13 protein-coding genes are annotated in these 19011 nt (G+C 40.5%); 5 read left to right on the top strand and 8 right to left on the bottom strand.

What is annotated here, in order from left to right; genetic code table 11:
* Positions 1-103 precede the first annotated feature (103 nt).
* Entirely contained in the window at positions 104-1741 is a 1638-nt protein-coding gene (locus tag GJ691_RS05460) for a glycoside hydrolase family 43 protein (RefSeq protein WP_154364581.1), read from the bottom strand.
* A gap of 82 nt (positions 1742-1823) precedes the next feature.
* Positions 1824-2708: a hypothetical protein gene (locus GJ691_RS05465; protein ID WP_154364583.1), complete on the bottom strand. Its 885-nt coding sequence runs from the start codon at positions 2706-2708 to the stop codon at positions 1824-1826.
* A 347-nt stretch (positions 2709-3055) separates the two neighbouring features.
* On the opposite strand from GJ691_RS05465, the gene GJ691_RS05470 reads away from it, so the two are divergent.
* Positions 3056-4360, top strand: coding sequence for a serine hydrolase domain-containing protein (locus tag GJ691_RS05470; protein WP_154364585.1), 1305 nt, complete (start codon positions 3056-3058; stop codon positions 4358-4360).
* 399 nt (positions 4361-4759) lie between these two features.
* Positions 4760-7171: a TonB-dependent receptor domain-containing protein gene (locus GJ691_RS05475; RefSeq protein WP_179955033.1), complete on the top strand. Its 2412-nt coding sequence runs from the start codon at positions 4760-4762 to the stop codon at positions 7169-7171.
* A gap of 20 nt (positions 7172-7191) precedes the next feature.
* Here the strand turns inward: GJ691_RS05475 and GJ691_RS05480 are convergent, their stop codons facing one another.
* Positions 7192-7800 carry a class I SAM-dependent methyltransferase gene (locus GJ691_RS05480; protein ID WP_154364587.1) on the bottom strand — a complete coding sequence of 203 codons (609 nt, stop codon included), beginning with the start codon at positions 7798-7800 and terminating at the stop codon, positions 7192-7194.
* A gap of 397 nt (positions 7801-8197) precedes the next feature.
* Here GJ691_RS05480 and GJ691_RS05485 point away from each other — a divergent pair, with 397 nt between their 5' ends.
* Positions 8198-8815: a hypothetical protein gene (locus GJ691_RS05485; protein ID WP_154364589.1), complete on the top strand. Its 618-nt coding sequence runs from the start codon at positions 8198-8200 to the stop codon at positions 8813-8815.
* A 7-nt stretch (positions 8816-8822) separates the two neighbouring features.
* Here GJ691_RS05485 and GJ691_RS05490 read toward each other — a convergent pair whose 3' ends face one another.
* The 3 genes from GJ691_RS05490 to GJ691_RS05500 form a co-directional block, all read right to left on the bottom strand.
* On the bottom strand, positions 8823-11822 hold the full coding sequence (locus GJ691_RS05490) for a DNA polymerase III subunit alpha (protein ID WP_179955040.1): 3000 nt from the start codon (positions 11820-11822) through the stop codon (positions 8823-8825).
* Between the two features lie 215 nt (positions 11823-12037).
* The gene (locus GJ691_RS05495; protein WP_154364593.1) at positions 12038-13252 is read right to left on the bottom strand and encodes a DNA polymerase Y family protein; all 1215 of its coding nucleotides are present in this window, start codon (positions 13250-13252) and stop codon (positions 12038-12040) included.
* 198 nt (positions 13253-13450) lie between these two features.
* Positions 13451-14386, bottom strand: coding sequence for a pyridoxal-phosphate dependent enzyme (locus GJ691_RS05500; protein ID WP_154364595.1), 936 nt, complete (start codon positions 14384-14386; stop codon positions 13451-13453).
* A 184-nt stretch (positions 14387-14570) separates the two neighbouring features.
* Between GJ691_RS05500 and GJ691_RS05505 the strand changes: the two genes are divergently transcribed.
* Positions 14571-15518 carry a hypothetical protein gene (locus tag GJ691_RS05505; RefSeq protein WP_154364596.1) on the top strand — a complete coding sequence of 316 codons (948 nt, stop codon included), beginning with the start codon at positions 14571-14573 and terminating at the stop codon, positions 15516-15518.
* Between the two features lie 13 nt (positions 15519-15531).
* Here the strand turns inward: GJ691_RS05505 and GJ691_RS05510 are convergent, their stop codons facing one another.
* On the bottom strand, positions 15532-16638 hold the full coding sequence (locus GJ691_RS05510) for a Gfo/Idh/MocA family protein (RefSeq protein ID WP_154364599.1): 1107 nt from the start codon (positions 16636-16638) through the stop codon (positions 15532-15534).
* Positions 16639-16764: 126 nt separating this feature from the next.
* On the opposite strand from GJ691_RS05510, the gene GJ691_RS05515 reads away from it, so the two are divergent.
* A complete protein-coding gene (locus tag GJ691_RS05515) occupies positions 16765-17649 on the top strand; it encodes a dienelactone hydrolase family protein (RefSeq protein ID WP_154364601.1) in 885 nt (294 codons plus the stop codon).
* Between the two features lie 30 nt (positions 17650-17679).
* On the opposite strand, the gene GJ691_RS05520 is transcribed toward GJ691_RS05515, so the two are convergent.
* Positions 17680-19011: a sensor histidine kinase gene (locus GJ691_RS05520; RefSeq protein ID WP_154364603.1), complete on the bottom strand. Its 1332-nt coding sequence runs from the start codon at positions 19009-19011 to the stop codon at positions 17680-17682.

A 19011-nucleotide genomic window follows, 5' to 3' on the forward strand; every position in this document is an offset into this window, starting at 1 on the left:
ATATTTGAATACACTAACACCGTTAAACCATAAAATCGCAAGAATCGCTCGCTCAGCCGACCATATCAATCCTACTTACTTTTGATTTATTACGAACAAGAGATTATTTCCCCTCATATTCAAACCAATCAAAAAAAGCTATTTCTTTACTTTTTTTACCGTTACCCGTTGCATACATGCCTACATACACCCCTGTGAACCAGCCAACAGTTTCCGAACTCAGAAACTTAGCATCAACCGATTCGATATCTGTGAATTCCCCATTGCCCTGGGAATAAGAAAATTTAAATGATGTTCGCTCCCCTTTGACCCTTAATGTAACCGGACCAGGTTTCAGTTCAAACGTTTTGGATGAGTAGTTCGTAGAACCAAATTGAAGATTTACCTGAAGTATTCGTTTCCCGTTTTTCCTATGGATCAAAAGATCAAAGTGCGAATCGTTGTTCAGAAGAATCACACCTGCTTCTTCATTTTCATTTTTGGGGTCAAAATCGACCTTAGTGCTTGCTGTGAAATCCAGATGCTGCAACCTACGGCCAACAAAAGTCGGGGAACCTTCATCCCCAATCACCAGATCGGATCCCTTTAACCGTAAGACGCCCTTACGGGAATCCAACGTATAATTAGCTTCTTGGGGCATATGTAAGTAATTGAATTCGAGCCCAAGTTTGTCATTATTAAAATCAGTCCTTTTGGGTTTCTCGGGAAAAGGCTTCAATGGCAAGGTAGGTACGGTCATGTTCACGTTTACGGTACCATTTCCATTTATAACAGGCCACCCATTCTTAGGCCATGTTACAGGTGCCAAACATGTCTCCCGTCCCAATATATGATGTACCCCACCTGCCATTCCCGATATATCGCGATACCCATGAAAGACCACCCATCGTGATCCGTCATGTGCTTCAATCATATCGGCATGCCCAACACCCTGAATAGGATTTCCTTGACCCGCTGCATTGGCATGTGCCAAAATTGGGTTAGCAGGGTTATCGGTATATGGGCCCCAGATATCATGACTGCGCGCAATGGTTTCCGAATGCGCTTCTTCTGTGCCCCCTTCGGCTCCCATTAAATAATAGAAACCATCTTTTTTGTAAATATGTGGACCTTCGGAATACCTACCACCGGTTCCGTTCCAGACTTTTCGACCTTCTGTCAATAGTTTGCCTGTAGACAAATCTATTTCATATAGAATAAACGGAGATGAAATGACGTAAGACTTTCCGTCCCCATCAAAAAACAAATCGGGATCTATTCCCGGAATATCAACCCAAATTGGATCTGACCACGGTCCCGCCGGATTTGTAGATGTAACATAAAAATTACCTCCATTCACCACATTAGTCGTAATCATATAAAAAATACCCTTATGGTAACGGATCGTGGCGGCAAAAATATTAATTCCATTGGGCAATTGCTCTTTTCGATGAATGCAGTGACCTATCTGTTCCCAATTCACCAAGTCCTTACTATGGAAAACAGGTACGCCTGGAAAATATTCAAAAGTACTTGTGATCAAATAATAATCCTCTCCTACCCTACATATACTTGGATCAGAGTAAAATCCGGGTAGTACAGGATTCTTATAGGTTATTGGGTCATTGGGATTGGGATGTGCCGCAAAGGGATTGGTTCTGTGTATATCTTGTACAGTGGTTTTTATGGAATCGTTTTCCGTATTCTGGGCAACTCCCGAAAATTGGGCAATCACCAGTAATGACAATAATATCCTCTTCATTGGTACGGGTTATTTAAGACCCTTAAAGATATCACTAATTACAAGGCCGGATTTCAATTATTAAACCATTTTTACATCCAATTCAATCTAAATCGTACACCTTATAGGTTCTGGACCATTTTGCCGATTCCCCTGAACGTATGGAAATTGAAAAAAACAATTCTGGACTGATCACATGCCTCCAGCCCCAAAGATTTATTTTATCGGTTTTAAAATTACCCGTTTCACAAATACCGATCCTGCTTTCTTGATGATGCAATTCCCAAGTGGCATTCACTTCTTCCCCACCTGAAAGGTTACTAAAAAAGAACTGCTCGTTGGGTGTACCGTTAAAGCCAAAACCTTTTGTTCCTATAACAACCTTTTGTTCCGGGTTCAAAGTTTCCCCAAACTTTTCGGGTTGCAAGGCAAAAGGGAAATTCAAAACATAACCCTTACCCATCAATGCTTTGTCCAGCGCCATAAAATTATGTACATACTCATCGGTATAAATATCTTTACTCCCCTTATTAGTCAGGGTATAATCAATTGTAAAACCACTTTCATTAAGTGTAACCACTTTTTTCAAGGTATAGGCATACCCATTAACCAATTCCGATATACAATTGAACGTTAAGACATTAGGACTTTTCGTTATCTTAAATTCGGCCGGTTTGATCTCGTATTTTTCATGAAAGAGATATTGACCACTCTTTTTCTTAAGTAAGCCTATGCCTATTTTATGAAACCACCCTCCTATTTCGGTATCGGTGAAACCCAAGGCAGAATCGATACCGAATTCATTATAAAATCCTTTACCCAAAAATCCATCGTTTTTATAATCGGTCCTTTCTAACCCAGTAATCGAACGGCTTTTAAACTTTACTTTGGTAATTTTCCCCGACCAGTCAAAACGTGCCGAATTATATCCTTCGTTGGGATAATCTATTTGAAGCTCTAGGTTTTTGTTCTTTAAAATCAGCGGCATAAGATGTAAATTGATGTTGTCGGATTATCAAGTAAAAAGTCGGTTGTTTTAAATTAAACCCACGGATATATATTACAGCACATATACAAATCTGAAATTTTTTGATTCTTCAAACTTATTAAACTGATAAGGATTTCGACCAAAACATTTTTTTTCACTTGAGGACAATTTATTAAGAAATCGGATAGGAAAACCCCTTTACCACCACCAACTTTCACCTAAGCCCCAATTAATGTTAAAAAACCATAAAAAGAGCCAAAAACTACAAGAAAAGTGCATTTCAACCGTTATTTAAGCAATTCATCCTATTTTTGTTCTACCTCTAATCTATAAAGAAACGTTCTTCTATGCAGAAACATAAAATATTAATCGCATCGGCGCTCGTTATCCTTACATTATCGATTTTTGCTACGGGCCCATTTCATTCGAAATCTTCTGAAATTCCAAAAAAAATAGAGACCGCGATAACCAAAACTGAGAATTCTAAGAGCAATAAAAAGGATGCTTTACGCTACACCATTAGACAAAGAACAATACAAACAGCATTAATTGACTATTTTAATAAAGCCATCGCCAACGGGGATATCGTAGGAGCCGGAGTGAGTATTGTAAAAGGGGATTCTATTCTAATCTCTGAAGGTTTTGGCAAAAAGAAGAGTTTTGAAAATAGTCAGGTAAACGGAGAAACCGTTTTTAGATTAGGATCATTGTCCAAAGGTTTTGCGGGCATACTGGCGGCAAATATCAAAAATGAAGGTAAATTGAATTGGACGGATAAAGTGAGTGATTACCTTCCTGAATTTCAATTAGGTGATGGCACGAGCACAAATAATATTACCCTAGCCAATATTTTATCCCACACTTCGGGTACTCCATATCACAGTTTTACCAATCTTGTAGAAGCTGGTTTGCCCCTGAAAGATATAGCCAAACGTTTTAAAGAAGTAATGCCGATTAGCAAACCGGGCACCATGTACAGCTATCAAAACGCCATGTTCGCCCTTTGTGGTGAAATGATGCGCAAGGCAACTGGAGAAAAAATAAATGCACTGTTAGACGATAGATTTTTTAAGCCTTTGCACATGAGTGCCACTACTACGGAATATGAAACTTTGACACATGAGTCCAATATTGCCATGCCCCATGTTAAATCCCATAATGGTTGGAAAGCGGGACTTATCAGGGACAATTATTACAATGCCGTAGCAGCTGGGGGTATCAGTTCCAATGCCCATGATATGGGTTTATGGATGCGTTTTTTACTAGGACACAATCCTGATGTCATGAAAAGTACCGCTATAGGCGAGGCATTTAATCCTTTTATCGAGATTTCGGGACATAGTAAATATTATCAACGTTGGCCCGGCCATACAGGGTCGTATTACGGCTTTGGATGGAGGATTCATAAATTCATCGAAACGGATTCAACTGCTGAAAAAACCATATGGCACCACGGTGGAAGTGTAAATAATTATAGAAATGAAATTGCCCTTTACCCAGAATCCGATCTAGGTATTTGTGTACTAATGAACAACAATTCACAAATAGCGAAGACGGTAATTCCGGATTTATATGAAATTGTCCAGAAGGTTTATCGTGAAACCGCTATTGCCCCTAAAGAAATACACAAGATCGCCGTTAACTCTTTATAGAATCCTATTCAACTAAAACCGCCATTCCATATTACATACCGCCAAAAACGTCCATTTTCATTTAAACAGATTAAAACGGTAAGTTTTTAGAAATTGAATGAATTATTCTGGTTTGAAATTTTCTCTACTAAAAATTTACCTCATTATTTCAAGGTAATTATGATATTCTGTTCAGCGTGTTATTTTTAAAACAATTAAGCCCAAAAACATACCTAAATTTACCTCAGATCAATACAGGAGAACAATTATTTTTAACACACCTTTGCATTTTCTTGATTCTTTTTATAAAATCCACATTGCAAATACCATAAAATCAGAAGAATAATGGAAAATCAAATGAAGATTTTGTAAGGAAAAAGAATCGTTTTTGTTAGATTTGATGTGTAATAAAAATGTTAAGTGAAGTACATTCCCCTCATTTTAGTGACCTTATTCTCCTTTACCCTTCAATTGAATGCCCAGAATTTCGAGGTTTCCGGCACTATTAAAAATGGAGAAGACCAAATTATCCCCTTTGCATCGGTGTTCTTATTAAAAGTCTCTGATAGTACAATGGTAAGGGGGGTATCAGCCGATGATAATGGAATGTTCACTTTTAAAAATGTTACGCCCAGCACCTATTTAATCAAAGCCAGTTATATTGGTAGATCTTCCAATTTAATAGGGTTAGATGTTTCAAAGGACATTGTCCTAGGGGCGTTGATCATTGACCAAAGCACTGAAAACCTAGATGAGGTCATAGTAACCTCAATGAAACCGAAAATAGAACGACTAACAGATCGTTTGGTCTTCAATATAGAAAATTCCGTGGTGTCCCAAGGTAGTTCTTGGGATGTTCTTAAACGTACTCCCGGGGTTATTGCCATGCAGGAGAATTTAATGATCCGCGGACAAGCGGCAACCGTCTACATTAATGATCGAAAAGTACAATTGTCCTCAGATGAAATCCGTGAACTCTTGGAGAACTATTCAGCCGGTCACATTAAACAAATTGAGGTAATCAGTAATCCTCCCGCAAAATATGATGCCGAAGGCGGACCTGTATTGAATATCGTGACCAACAAGAATATCTCAATGGGGTACAAAGGCAACATCAGTAGCACCTATACCCAATCCATTTTTCCTAAATACACTTTAGGAACCTTGCATTTTTATAAAACCGAAAAATTAAACTTGTTCGCCTCATATATTCATGGGCCTCGAAAAGATTTTAAAAATACCGAAAGTGCCATAAATTTTATCGACGACACCGGGGTTTTTTCTCGATGGCTAACCGATTACGATAAAACCACAAAGGCAAAAAGCCATACTGCTCAACTCAACCTTGATTATGCAATCAATGATAGGAATACGATCATTCTTGCTTCTAGTGCATCTATTTCCCCTAATAAGACATTCGACAACATGCAATTTACAGAAATGCGAAATGGACAAGGGCAATTAGATTCGACTTTTGTAACCCAAAGTGACTTACTTGAGAATAAAAACAATTTTTCAACGGACCTAACGTATGAATACAGTTTTAAGGAAGAAGGAAGCTTGGTCTTAAACGGTCATTTTACAAAATACAAAGGTGACAATACCCAAAATGCGCAATCTGACTATTTTAATGTGGATAACGAATTTATGAGAACCTTCGGTTTTTATACGGATGCAGACCAGGACATTGAAATCTTTACAACACAATTGGACCTAACGACTACCATTGGCATTTTCGATTTTGAAACTGGATTGAAAGGATCTTTTATCAACTCGGATAGTGGCATCGCTTATTACAATACCACCAATGACGAAAAGGTGCTTATTTCAAACCTGTCAGATGATTACCGTTACGAAGAGCAGGTATATGCAGGTTACTTCAGTTTGTCCAAAGATTGGGAAAAAACAAGTTTCAAAGCTGGGTTACGTGCAGAACAGACCAAAAGCACCGGTTTTTCAACATCCCTTTCCGAAATAAATGATTTAATGTATTTTGAACTGTTTCCTACAGTACACCTCAACTATAAACCACACGACAACCATAGTTTCGCTTTTAATTATTCCCGAAAATTAACCCGCCCACGATATGAGGAATTGAATCCGTTTCGATATTATATCAATGAGAATAATTTCAGTGAGGGCAACCCGAATTTAAGTCCATCTTTCAGCCATAATTTTAATCTGAACTATACCTTAAACGAGGAATTTTATTTTGACCTTTACTATCGCGATAATGGCAAATACATCTCTTCACTTCTCTTTCAGGACAATCAAAACCTCGTTCTTCGCGACATTACCCAGAATGTCCTCGAAAGTACATCTTACGGATTAGATTTCACTTATGGCAAGTCTGTGATGAATTGGTGGTACCTCTATACTTATATTTCCATCTTTCATGAAGATGAAACCTTTATTGCCCTTGAAAGTAATGACCAAACCGTTACCAATGAGGTGAATGGCGCCTACATAGACCTTACGAATTATCTGAACCTCTCTAAGGATGGCACTTTTAAAGGAGAAATTGGGTTGACTTACTTATCCGGATTTTTAGAAGGGTCCTATACCCAAGAAGAAAGAACCAACCTTACACTTGGTTTACGCAAAACACTTTGGAATAAAAGAGCAGTACTCAGTTTACAGGCCAATGACCTTTTGAACAAAGTGAACAGCCGCATCTCATCGAAATACCTAAATCAAGACAACAGCTATCTTACGCGCCCAGAGACACAATATGTGCGATTAGGGTTCACCTTCAACTTTGGTAATTTTAGATTGGAGGACAATAAACGGGACATTGATAAGATCGAACGTGATCGCCTTAGTGACAACTAGAAATTTATGAGTTTTGAACCTTATCCGATTTTCTTCCCAATAAATCGGATCACCTTACTCATACCGTTATGAAAATTACCTTCATTCAGTTCAACATGGGCCTCTTCAAGTTGTATGATCTCGAAATTCGGAAAATCCCTTTGTATCGTTTCTTCCGAATACAACATATCTATATGGCCCGGACCACCAACTTCCGGATTCAACTTTCTCAATGCCAAATGCCCAACACTGAACCCTTCAATGATCATTAGTCCGCCCGGTTTTATTAAATCAGCGATTTTATGATGGTATTTTGATGCGATTTGGGGTGGAAAATGTGCAAAAATAAGGGCTGCCGCATCATATTCTTTATTAACCAATGACAGATTAAAAAACTCCCCAACTTCATAATTTATTCTTACCATTTCTTTCTCGGCCAATTTCATGGCCTTGTTTTTACCTTCTATACTTATATCAAAAGCACTTACCTCTAAACCCGTTTTTGCCGCATATACCGCATTTCGACCTTCACCTTCGGCTGGCAATAAAATACTACCACCAAGGCTCTGTTGAGCTATTACATTCTTAAAAAAAGTATTGGGTTCCGTGCCGTAGGCGTATTCTTCATTGGCATATCGTTCGTCCCACATATGGTTCTGTTAATTCTTGTTAGACACTCCCAATGTATTCCTGACATTGGTTTAATGGCATAAAAGGCCTTGACCAAATATACGTAGTCTATATTGTTATCTAATCCTTACAATCAGATGACTTTAGCTCGACCTAATGCTTAAACCATTTTTTTCACCTAAACCAAAGACTCAATTCATTTCCCCAAAAACTGTATTACAATTTTTATCATAACGTTCTGTCTTTAATTTGGAGCATAACCCTAATACGCCATTTCAGTAATAAAAAGGAACTAAAATACGCGAAACTTAACATTTTCGTAATATTTAAAATACACGTTATATAAGTCGATTTTCTATCTTATGGACTTTTAAAGTCCCCCCGACTATGTATTTAGCACTTACTCAAACAAGTTTGATGAGCCTTTCTGTCTCTATCCAATCCTTTATTTTGGATATTGGCCCTATATTGCTGGTTTCATTTTCCCTTTCCTTATTTCTTTTTTTAAACTGGTATTTCGCCTATGACCGCATCAAGCAGAAAAAAGAGAAAAGATTATGGTTAACCCGAAATATGCGATCACTTGTCAGGTATGGGGATTTGATGGAGCAACTTGAACATCTGGGACAGACGACTCCAGTATGCAAACAGTGTAATGACTTTAAAATGCAATTATGGAACCATCAACACGACGAATTGTTAGTGGTTCGTTGTAGATCTTGTAAAATAAACTATACCTTGACAAAGGACCATAGTGATTGTACCAGATTAATTCTTTCGAATATGGAGTGGGCCATTGAACTCATAAACATACTGATTAAAAATAGGCATAAAGCCTTAGGTAAGTTTTTAATTCGAAAATTGGCTCTAGACCCTTCATGTATAAAACCCGGTATTAACCCTTTGGAAGTTTTTTGTTTCTCAGCAAAAAAAGAAGATGAATTTATTATTGACCCCGTGTTCGAAATAGTTTTGAATGAATGGGAAGAAGTATTACCCTTGGGCGATTATGGCATTAGAACGCATGTAGCATAAGGTTACCCTATTTTTTATTTGAGAATACCTTATTCGCTGTCTTCATATCGGCATATCTTGGATCCTGTATATAATCCTGTTTCAACATTTTAATGACTTCGATACTCAAAAACCCAAATTCGCTGACGACCTTACCATAAAAACGATATACTCCCCTACCCCTAAAATGGTATTTGGCCGCTACGGGTGGAAACAATACCGTATCGAACACTTCCCCGTGTTGATCTAACAACGTGGCAAAATGCATACGTTTCCCGTTATGGGTGCTAGTGTTCTTGACCGTGACCAAATAACCGTAAATATCGATATGGTTACCCAAATAGCGTTCCAAATCCTTACTGCCATGGTCGTTCTTTAGTGGTTCTTTCAAGAGTTCAAAGGGGCTGCACAGGCAAAAACCTAAAAGTTCCAATTGAGTAAAGGCCATCTCAAGATCGGTGGTATGCATCTTGGGAATGCTGAATTTTTGATGTCGCGGGGGAAACAACTTTGGATGCTCTACCAACATCCCCTTGGATAGGAACAAATGAGCTTGCCACAACAATTCGTGCTGGTTGACCTGGGTAAACCGAAAGGCATCGATACGGATAAGAATGCTTACCTGTTCTATGGAAATGACCACCCGATCCAGGAAATCGGCCAAAGAGGTAAAAGGTCCGTTCGCTGTCCGTTCCTTAAGGATACGATCCATAACCCGACTTTCCAACTCCTTTAGATACATAAGTCCCAGATACAGCTGTGTGCCGTAAAGACAATTGGCAGGTTGACTTTTATTTACACAAGGAGCATGAATAGTGGCCCCCAACATACGGGCTTCATGAATATAGCTTTCAGCACGGTAAAATCCGCCTCCGTTATTGAGTACGGCGACCATATATTCCAACGGATAGTATGTTCTTAAAAAAAGGCTCTGGTAACTTTCCACAGCATAGGAAGCCGAATGCCCCTTGGCAAAGGCATAACCCGCAAAACTGGCAATCTGCCCCCAAATCTCAAAAATAAGCTTATCATCATAACCCTTTTCCCGACAATTACCAATGAACTTGTCCTTTACTTTTTGAAATTCCTCCCGTGAACGGAATTTACCGCTCATCCCCCTTCGAAGTACATCGGCCTCACCCAGATCCAAACCTGCGAAACAATTGGCCACTTTGATCACATCTTCCTGATAGACCATAACGCCATTGGTCTCGGGCATAATATCCAACATTACCGGATGTGCTTTCTCTTCGGCCCGCCCCGGATTGCGATGTCGTAATATATACTCCCGCATCATTCCACTTTTGGCCACTCCAGGGCGTATAATCGAGCTTGCCGCCACCAGGCCCAAATAACTGTCTACCTGCAATTTTTTGAGCAACATACGCATGGCGGGTGATTCTACGTAAAAACACCCCATACATTGTGCACTCTTTATCATGTTATTGATATTGGGGTCGTTCTTAAAAGCTTTGATATCATGAATATCGAACTTAGCGATTTCCTCGGGGCGACTTGCTTCCAGGATCTCCATGGTCTCTTTTATTTTTGCCAAACCCCGCTGCCCTAAAATATCGTACTTATACAGTCCGACATCCTCGGCAATGACCATATCGAACATAACCGTAGCAAATCCCTTGGGAGGTAAATGGGTCGCGGAAAAATAATGTGCCGGTTTTTCGCTGATCAGGATTCCACTGGCATGAATGCTCAAATAATTGGGCATGCCCTTGATCAATTCCCCATACTTCAGGACCAAATTCGAAACCTCATCCAACCGTGAAGGTTGATACCGCCCATCGGCCAATAAATCGATTTCGTTTTTAGGCAGTCCGAACACCTTCCCCAACTCACGCACCACACCACGATGCTTAAAGGTGACGTAGGTTCCCAAAAGCACCACATTCTTGAACGTGTCAAAAATATACTGGGTCATTTCCTCCCGGTCACGCCATGAAAAATCGATATCGAAGTCGGGGGGATTCACCCGATAAAGATTGATGAAACGTTCAAAATACAGATCCAACTCTATGGGATCCACATCGGTGATCCGTAATAAATAGGCCACGATGCTATTGGCCCCACTACCCCGGCCTACATAGAAAAAACCCTTCTTTTGGGCATGGGAAACAATATTCCAATTGATAAGGAAATAAGAAACGAACCCCATTTTCTTAATCAATCCCAACTCTTTCTCCAGCCGATTCAAAATCGTATCGTTCATCTCGGGATAGCGATACGGCAACCCTTTTCGACATAGTTCCTCGAGCAATCTTTCATCCTCTTCCTTAGACTGTAGATACGTCTTTTGATTCTGGGGTTCGCGTCCTTCCGAAAAATCAAAATGTATGCTACAGGAGTTCATCAACTTCTCGGTATTCTCCAAAATAAAGGGATATTCCGAAAAGGCCGCCGCCAGATTCTGTACGGGAAACATCTTTTCATCCTCATGGGCTTCCTCAGTCTTAGGTAATTTACTCAGCAACGTGTTATTATCAATGGCACGTAAAAGGCGATGTGCATTGTAATCACGCTTATTCCTAAAGGTTACAGGTTGTAACACTACCAATTTTGACTTGAGCTCCACCAATTTGGAAAAAGGCAATCGCCGTAGATCGGCAATCGAAATACCGATATATTCATCTTCGGAAAAGGTAATCTGGTCATTGAGCAACACCTTCTCAAAGGGATAAATAATATAGGCATTATCAAAATGTGGGGCAATGGCGGGTAATTTTTCCTCTTTATGCAGGTGCCATGATAAAAAGGCATTCAATTCTTGATAGCCTTCATTATTCTTGGCAATACCCACAAAACAACAATCTACCCCATTCCTAAAATCGATGCCCAAAATAGGCCGTATATTAAATTGCTTGGCCTTACGTACGAAATTGAGTCCGGCCGAGGTATTGTTGATATCGGTCAGGGCCAATTGGGTCACATGGTTGGTTTGGGCCAATTGCAGGAGTTCGAGTTCGGAAAAAGTTCCGAAGCGCAGACTGTAATATGTGTGACAATTGAGATAGATAGACGTTAGATTTTAGATGTTAGACATTCGATTTTGGTATTCTTAATCCGTGTTCCGAGCTAAGAGATCACTTCGTCACAGGCTCCCCGTGAAGACGTCATCGCGAACGCAGTGAAGCGATCTCAACGATATCGTCCCAAGCAAAGAGATTACCAGAAAAGTCAAACCCTATATAAAGCATTGGAACCTACATCCCTCAATACTTAATACCACCCTTACTGTTTCCGATGTGCCAACACAATCGGTGGTTGCCCATTGAACGGGTTATGCATTCTACCTATGGTCTTTGCCCCCATGGCCGAAGCCCTCACCACACTTTTATCCCCATAGCGTTCCCGCATACGATCCATGGCCGCATAAAGGTTCAACGCTTCTTCGGTATCTTCAAAAAGGTTGATCTGATAATTACCGGACACCAAATGACTGAACCGTATGCCGACCAAGCGCACCAATAACCTTCTGTTGTACAATGTTTTGAACATTTCCAAAATCTTAGGAATGAGAATATGGTCGGCACTCGTATACGGAATGCGCATTTGCTTGGAATACGTATTAAAATCGGAATAACGGATCTTGACGGCAATACAGGCTGTCAGTTTTTCTCCCCTACGTAATTGAAAGGCCAGATTCTCGGTCATCGCGATAAGAATGCCCCTCAGTTTTACCACATCAATAGTATCCTTATCAAAAGTACGTTCGTTGGAAATGGATTTTCGCTCGCAAAAAGGGATTACGGGTGTATGGTCTACCCCATTGGCACGCTTCCAGATGACCTCCCCGTTCTTTCCCAATACGCGTTGCATCAGATCCATCGGCATTTCTTGAACCGTCTTTACTTTCCGTAATCCGAGATTGCGAAGGGTCTGATAGGTCTTATCGCCCACCATGGGTATTTTTTTTATCGACAGGGGAGCTAAAAAAGGTTTTTCATACCCCAAATCTATTTTCAGTTGATTGTTTGGCTTGGCCTCACCAGTAGCGACTTTGGAGACTACTTTATTTGCCGAAAGTCCAAAAGAAATCGGCAACCCCGTTTCTTTACTTATTCTTTGTCGGAGTTCGGAAGCATATTGGTAACAGCCAAAAAAACGGTCCATTCCAGAGAGGTCTGCATAAAATTCATCAATACTCGACTTCTCGAACAAGGGCACCTGCTCCTTTATGATATCGGTGACCATATCGGAATGTTTACTATAGGTACCCGCATTGCCCCTAATGACGACTGCTTCAGGACATAATTCCTTTGCCATTTTCATGGGCATTCCCGAATGCACCCCAAAACCACGAGTCTCATAACTACAGGCCGCTACCACTCCGCGATCACTAGTACCACCCACCAATAAGGGCCGATTTTGCAACTCGCTGTTCAAGAGTCGTTCCACGGATACAAAAAAAGTATCCAAATCTAAATGAAGTATGGTCTTTTGCATAACTATCCCTCTAAAAAACGGGATAGCTAAATTATGGAATATTTCCTATTTTATGGATTATTTCCATAATAATATTATCAACATTTTTGATATGACCACAAAGAAATCTGGTAAAGATCTAATGAAAAACAGGTGTGGCTCCAAATAATCTGATTAAAGAAAATGAAATGGATATGATTTAAATCAACCGGATATAATCTAAAAAGGAAGATTCTTAAGATCTACATTCCCTCCAGAAATAATGATTCCTACTTTTTTATTCTTGAACAGCTCCTTTTCACGAAGCACTGCGGCAAAAGCCACCGCACTTGAAGGCTCTATAATGATCTTCATACGCTCCCAAACCAATTTCATGGCCGCTATTATTTCATCCTCGCCAACACGAACAATACCTTCCACATATTTTTGGATCAGCGGAAAGGTATTATCCCCGAGCTCGGTCTTGAGTCCGTCTGCGATGGTATTCGTAGTGTCATTCGATTCTATTTTACCGCTTTTCAAGGAGCGGTAAGCATCATCGACCTCAAAAGGTTCCGCACCGATCACGGTACAATCATCCCCAAAATAATGTGCTGCAAGTGCTGTCCCGGCAATGAGTCCGCCACCCCCAACAGGAACGACCACTATATCAAAGTCGGGATGTTCCTGCAATAATTCCATACAGGCGGTACCTTGCCCTGCGATTACATCCAAATCGTTGGATGGGTGTATAAAAGTGGCCCCTTTTTCATCTTCAATCTTTTTGGCCATTGCCTGTCTGGCTTGGAGCGTAGGTGCACATTCAATAATATACCCCCCATATTCCTTAACGGCTTCTTTCTTAACCCGAGGTGCCGATGAAGGCATTACAATATAGGCTTTGACCCCTAGACTTTTTGCCGCCAATGACAAGGCCTGTGCGAAGTTGCCCGAAGAATGGGTGACCACCCCTTTTCCTTTTTGTTCCTTGGTCAATTGCAGAATGGCATTCGTAGCTCCCCGCATTTTATATGCCCCCATCCTTTGAAAATTCTCACACTTGAAGAAAACCTCGACCCCAGCGATTTTATTCAATAAATGGGAAGTGAGTACCGGGGTCCTATGAATGAAAGGGGTGATTCTTTGGTGACATTCTATCAATTGTTTTTTTTGCATCTCACTATTCACTTTAACAAGTATCTGAAAAAACTACGCTTAAATCTACGAAGAAATCCATGACACCCATAATACACGTATACAAATATGAAGCATACCAAATATTTATGCTGTATCTTCGTGAATATAGGGATTGGCATAGACTTTGATTCTTGTTAACCGTCAAATCGGATTAGGTTTTTATATGCGTATTATTTTTTTATTCAGTACTTTTTTGTTGTGTCAATGCATACAGGGGCATACCTATGGATTTGATTTGGCACCGACCCACAATGATTTTATAGCTTCTTATAAGGCACTTACCACTTCAAACCTTTCAGAGACCATTGGGGAGACCCAAGAATTCGATATTCTGAAATCGACCATCAATATTACCTCCCCGAACAGAAATACCATATGGACCATACCCGGGCCGGCAGAACTGGAATGGAATACGAAGAATATCGATGCGACAAAATCCATCCGTTTTTTCCTTGCAAAGGATGATATGGTAGTACAGGAACTGGGGACTTTTAAAAATACAGGTAAGGCCGACGGAATCATTTTGGCCAAGAACATTAGCTCTGGGGATAATTATCAAGTTGTGGGCATTGAGATGTTTCCCGATGACAAGTTTCATATCGCAAAAGTATCGACACCTTATTTTTCTATCCGGAATAAAGAATCGGATGCTCGCAAAGAACAATATCGTCTTTTGAACGCATCAAAAAACAATACTGGGTCAAAGCCAGAAACACCTAAGAAACCTGAAGCGCCAAAAACCGATGAAGCTCCCAAGAGAATGGAGTTCGACGGGCGCAATATTACGTACGTGAAGGAATTGACCTTTAAAAACGAGAAAATTAAAATAAGTGTTTGGGACCATGGCCGCCAAGATGGTGATATTGTTTCCATTTATCTTAATGGGTATACTATAATTTCAAAACACCTATTGACCTATTCCAAGAAGCAGATAGAAATCACTTTAGACCCCAATAAGAAAAACGACCTGTTCCTCTATGCCCATAACTTGGGAAAATACGCCCCCAATACCGTTTCTGTCGAGATTACCGACGGAACGACCTCTGAGAACATTATCCTGAATTCCGATCTTAAAAGCTGTGAGGCGGTAATGATCAGCGTAAATAAATAGTTTTCAGAAATTTTTATAAATCAACTTTTCCCCCTGTTTTAACGGCCTTATAAATAGCGTCGATAATTTTCATATCCCTTAATCCTTCCTCCCCATCAACAGGGACCAAGGGCTGAACATCTTCAAAAATGAGTTGGGCCATACCATCCATCTGCAACGTTTGATGTGTAATATGGGGCTGAAGTAGTTCCCCTTTATGTGTTCGTCCTTTGATAGGACCATACCCCGTGGAGGGTCTCATTTCTACCCAACCTTTTTCTCCGGTCATATAAAAACGATCCAAATGGTTCATGGCATAGGTTGAAAGACAAGATGCCACCGCACCGCTGGGGAAGCCCATTTGAAATGTTATGGTCTCATCAATACCTTCCTTGAACTTTACCGGATCGGTTTTGGTTTCTTGGGCGGTTATCCAAATAGGCTCCTCACCCAACATATATCGCGCGCCATTGATTGAATAGATACCAATATCCATCATGGCACCGCCACCTGATAATTCTTTATCCAATCGCCATTGGTTCGGATTACCCATTACGAATCCCGATTGTCCTTGAAAAAATTTAGGTTGCCCAAATTCACCCGCTTGGCGCATTCGAATAACCTCAACTGTTTTAGGTTCAAAATGCATTCGGTAACCCACCAATAGTTTCACCTTGGCGTCTTTACACGCATTGACCATCCGCTCTGCTTCTTCAGCATTGATCGCCATGGGTTTTTCACAGATTACATGCTTGCCTGCCTTGGCAACCCGAATGGCCTGCTCGCAATGAAGTGCATTGGGAGTTATAATATAAACCGCGTCGATATCGGGATTATCCTTTATGGCGTCAAAATCATCATAGTTATAGCAGTTTTTTTGTGGAATGTCATATGTAGCTTGCCATTTAAGGATTTTTGAAGGCGTACCACTGATCACCCCCACCAATTTTGCCCGCTTACAATCTACCATTGCCTTTGCCACCCTGGTCCCATAGCTACCCAAACCCATGATCGCGACCCTTAACATGGGACCGTCATAAGGTTGTTCGCAGGCAGCAAAAAGACTGGTTGGACTATATAAAATCGGTAAGCTTAGCGCGGTAAGCGACATTTTTCCGAGAAAATCCCTTCGTGTTCCCATTCTGAATTTGATTTGTATTAAAATTACGCTTTAATACCGAAAGCCAAAAACGAGAACCGAAGCATTATAAAAAATACTTCAAGTTTTTGTATCTTTCAATCAAACAGGCATTTAAACCATCGGGATATGAAAAAATTAAAAAAAGAGGATATTAAACAAGAAGTGTTCGACCTCTATGACGATTACGCCCATAATAGGGTAAGTAGAAGACTGTTCCTTGATAAATTATCGACCTATGCAGTTGGTGGGCTCACCCTTCCATCTTTATTAAGTTTCATTTCCCCCGATTATGTCAAAAAAATACAGATCAAGCAAGATGACCCCCGATTAAAATCGGAGTACATCCATTACGATTCCCCTAATGGAGGGGGATCCATAAAAGGATTACTTTCAAAACCTTCGGATGCCACGGGAAAACTTCCGGGCATTGTCGTGGTACATGAAAATCGAGGATTGAATCCGCATATCGAGGATGTTGGTCGGCGTGCGGCCTTGGCCGGATTCATATCCTTGGCACCTGATGCCCTTACGCCCTTGGGCGGATACCCCGGGAACGATGACGACGGACGTGAATTGCAACGTAAACGTGATCGGGACGAAATGCTGACCGACTTTATAAATGCCTTCCTCTATTTGAAAAACCATCCTGACTGCAATGGCCATGTTGGTGTCGTGGGATTTTGTTTTGGAGGATGGATATCGAATATGATGGCCGTTGAGGTTGCTGATCTAGAGGCTGCCGTTCCTTTTTATGGGGGACAACCTACCGAGGATATTGATAAAATAAACGCTCCCCTCCTATTGCATTTTGGTGCATTGGACAAACGGGTGAACGCGGGGTGGCCCGCCTATGAGGCTGCGTTGAAAGCACACGGCAAAAGGTACGAAGCCTATATCTATGAAAAGGCCAATCACGGGTTTCACAACGACACTACCCCAAGATATGATAGGGAAGCTGCAGAATTGGCATGGGATAGGACCATTGCCTTTTTCAAAAAAGAACTGCTGTAACGGCTGTACTTAAATAAACCTCGGATAACATTAATCCACCTGATCCTTGAATGTCAATTTAAATGTGGTTGATTGCCCATTGGAATGGAAGTTGATCGTCCCATAATGTGCGTTCATGATATTCCTGCTCAGGCTAAGGCCAATACCAGAGCCATTATTTCGGGTCGTGAAAAAAGGAACGAAAACCTCCTTTTTGATCGAATCCTTTATACCATGGCCATTATCGCTTACTTCGATGACCGTTGACGTATTTGCCCGATAGGCTTTCAACGAAATTTTGGGATGTTCGCTGTTTTGCAGTGCATAAACACTATTCGTCATTAAATTGATTAACACCTGCTCCAACTGGTTTTTATCTGCATACAGACGTAAAGATTTTGTCACTAAATCAATCTCGACTTGGATTCCCTTTTCTTTCAATAATCCGGAGAGGAACGTCTTGCTATGCCTAAAAAGTTCCTCTATAACGAACCAAGTGGGCTTGGGTGTTGGCAGTTCTGCCAAGAGTCGGTAATTCTCAATGAAATCCAGAAGATGTAAAGTTCTTTTTTTTATGGTCAATAGACTCTGCTCTATATCCTTTTGGTGCTCCCCCACTCCTTGACTTTCTTCCCCAATCAAAAATTCAAGGTTATTGGTCAAGGATGTTATTGGGGCTATGGTATTGATGATCTCATGACTCATTACCTTCATCAGATTAAACCAAGCTTCCTTTTCCGTGCGATCCATGATATTTTGAATGGGATCAAGATTTACGACGAGATAACGGTTGCCATAAATTTCGGAAGTATAGGTTCGCAAACTAAAAACTTCCTCTTTATCATTTATTTTCAATGTGATAACATCCCTTAAATTCCGCCAACTTTCTTCATTCAAAAATTTTTCAAAGGCATTTAAATATTTCTTGGCCATTGACCAATTGGTATACTGTGGTAATTCAAGTATTTCGAAAAATGCTTTGTTCGAAAAAAATATCCGTTCCGAATCTTGCTTCAAAATCAATATCCCTGTATCCATCGACCCGATAATCGATTCGTATACCAACTTCATTGATTCTGACTGGGCCCTTGTCTCCTGCGATTGCACCAAGAGTTCCTGTAATGGTTTCGCGATGTTCTTGGTGAGCTTGCTTTTAGGGATCTTTACTGAGAGATCCTGCTGTACCATTGCCTGTAAAGTCTGTGACGTTCGAAGTAAGGTTTCCTTGGTTTTATCGAAAAACGAATAGGCTGCCGAAATGGCCAATACAAAGACCAATAAGGCCACGAATGGATATCCTTTCATGACCAAGATCGTTCCACAAACGGTAAGTGCAAGGGATAACCCAACCAATAAAATAAATGAAATACCTAGTTTTCGCAT

The organism is Maribacter luteus (assembly GCF_009674825.1).
Taxonomy (GTDB): domain Bacteria; phylum Bacteroidota; class Bacteroidia; order Flavobacteriales; family Flavobacteriaceae; genus Maribacter_A; species Maribacter_A luteus.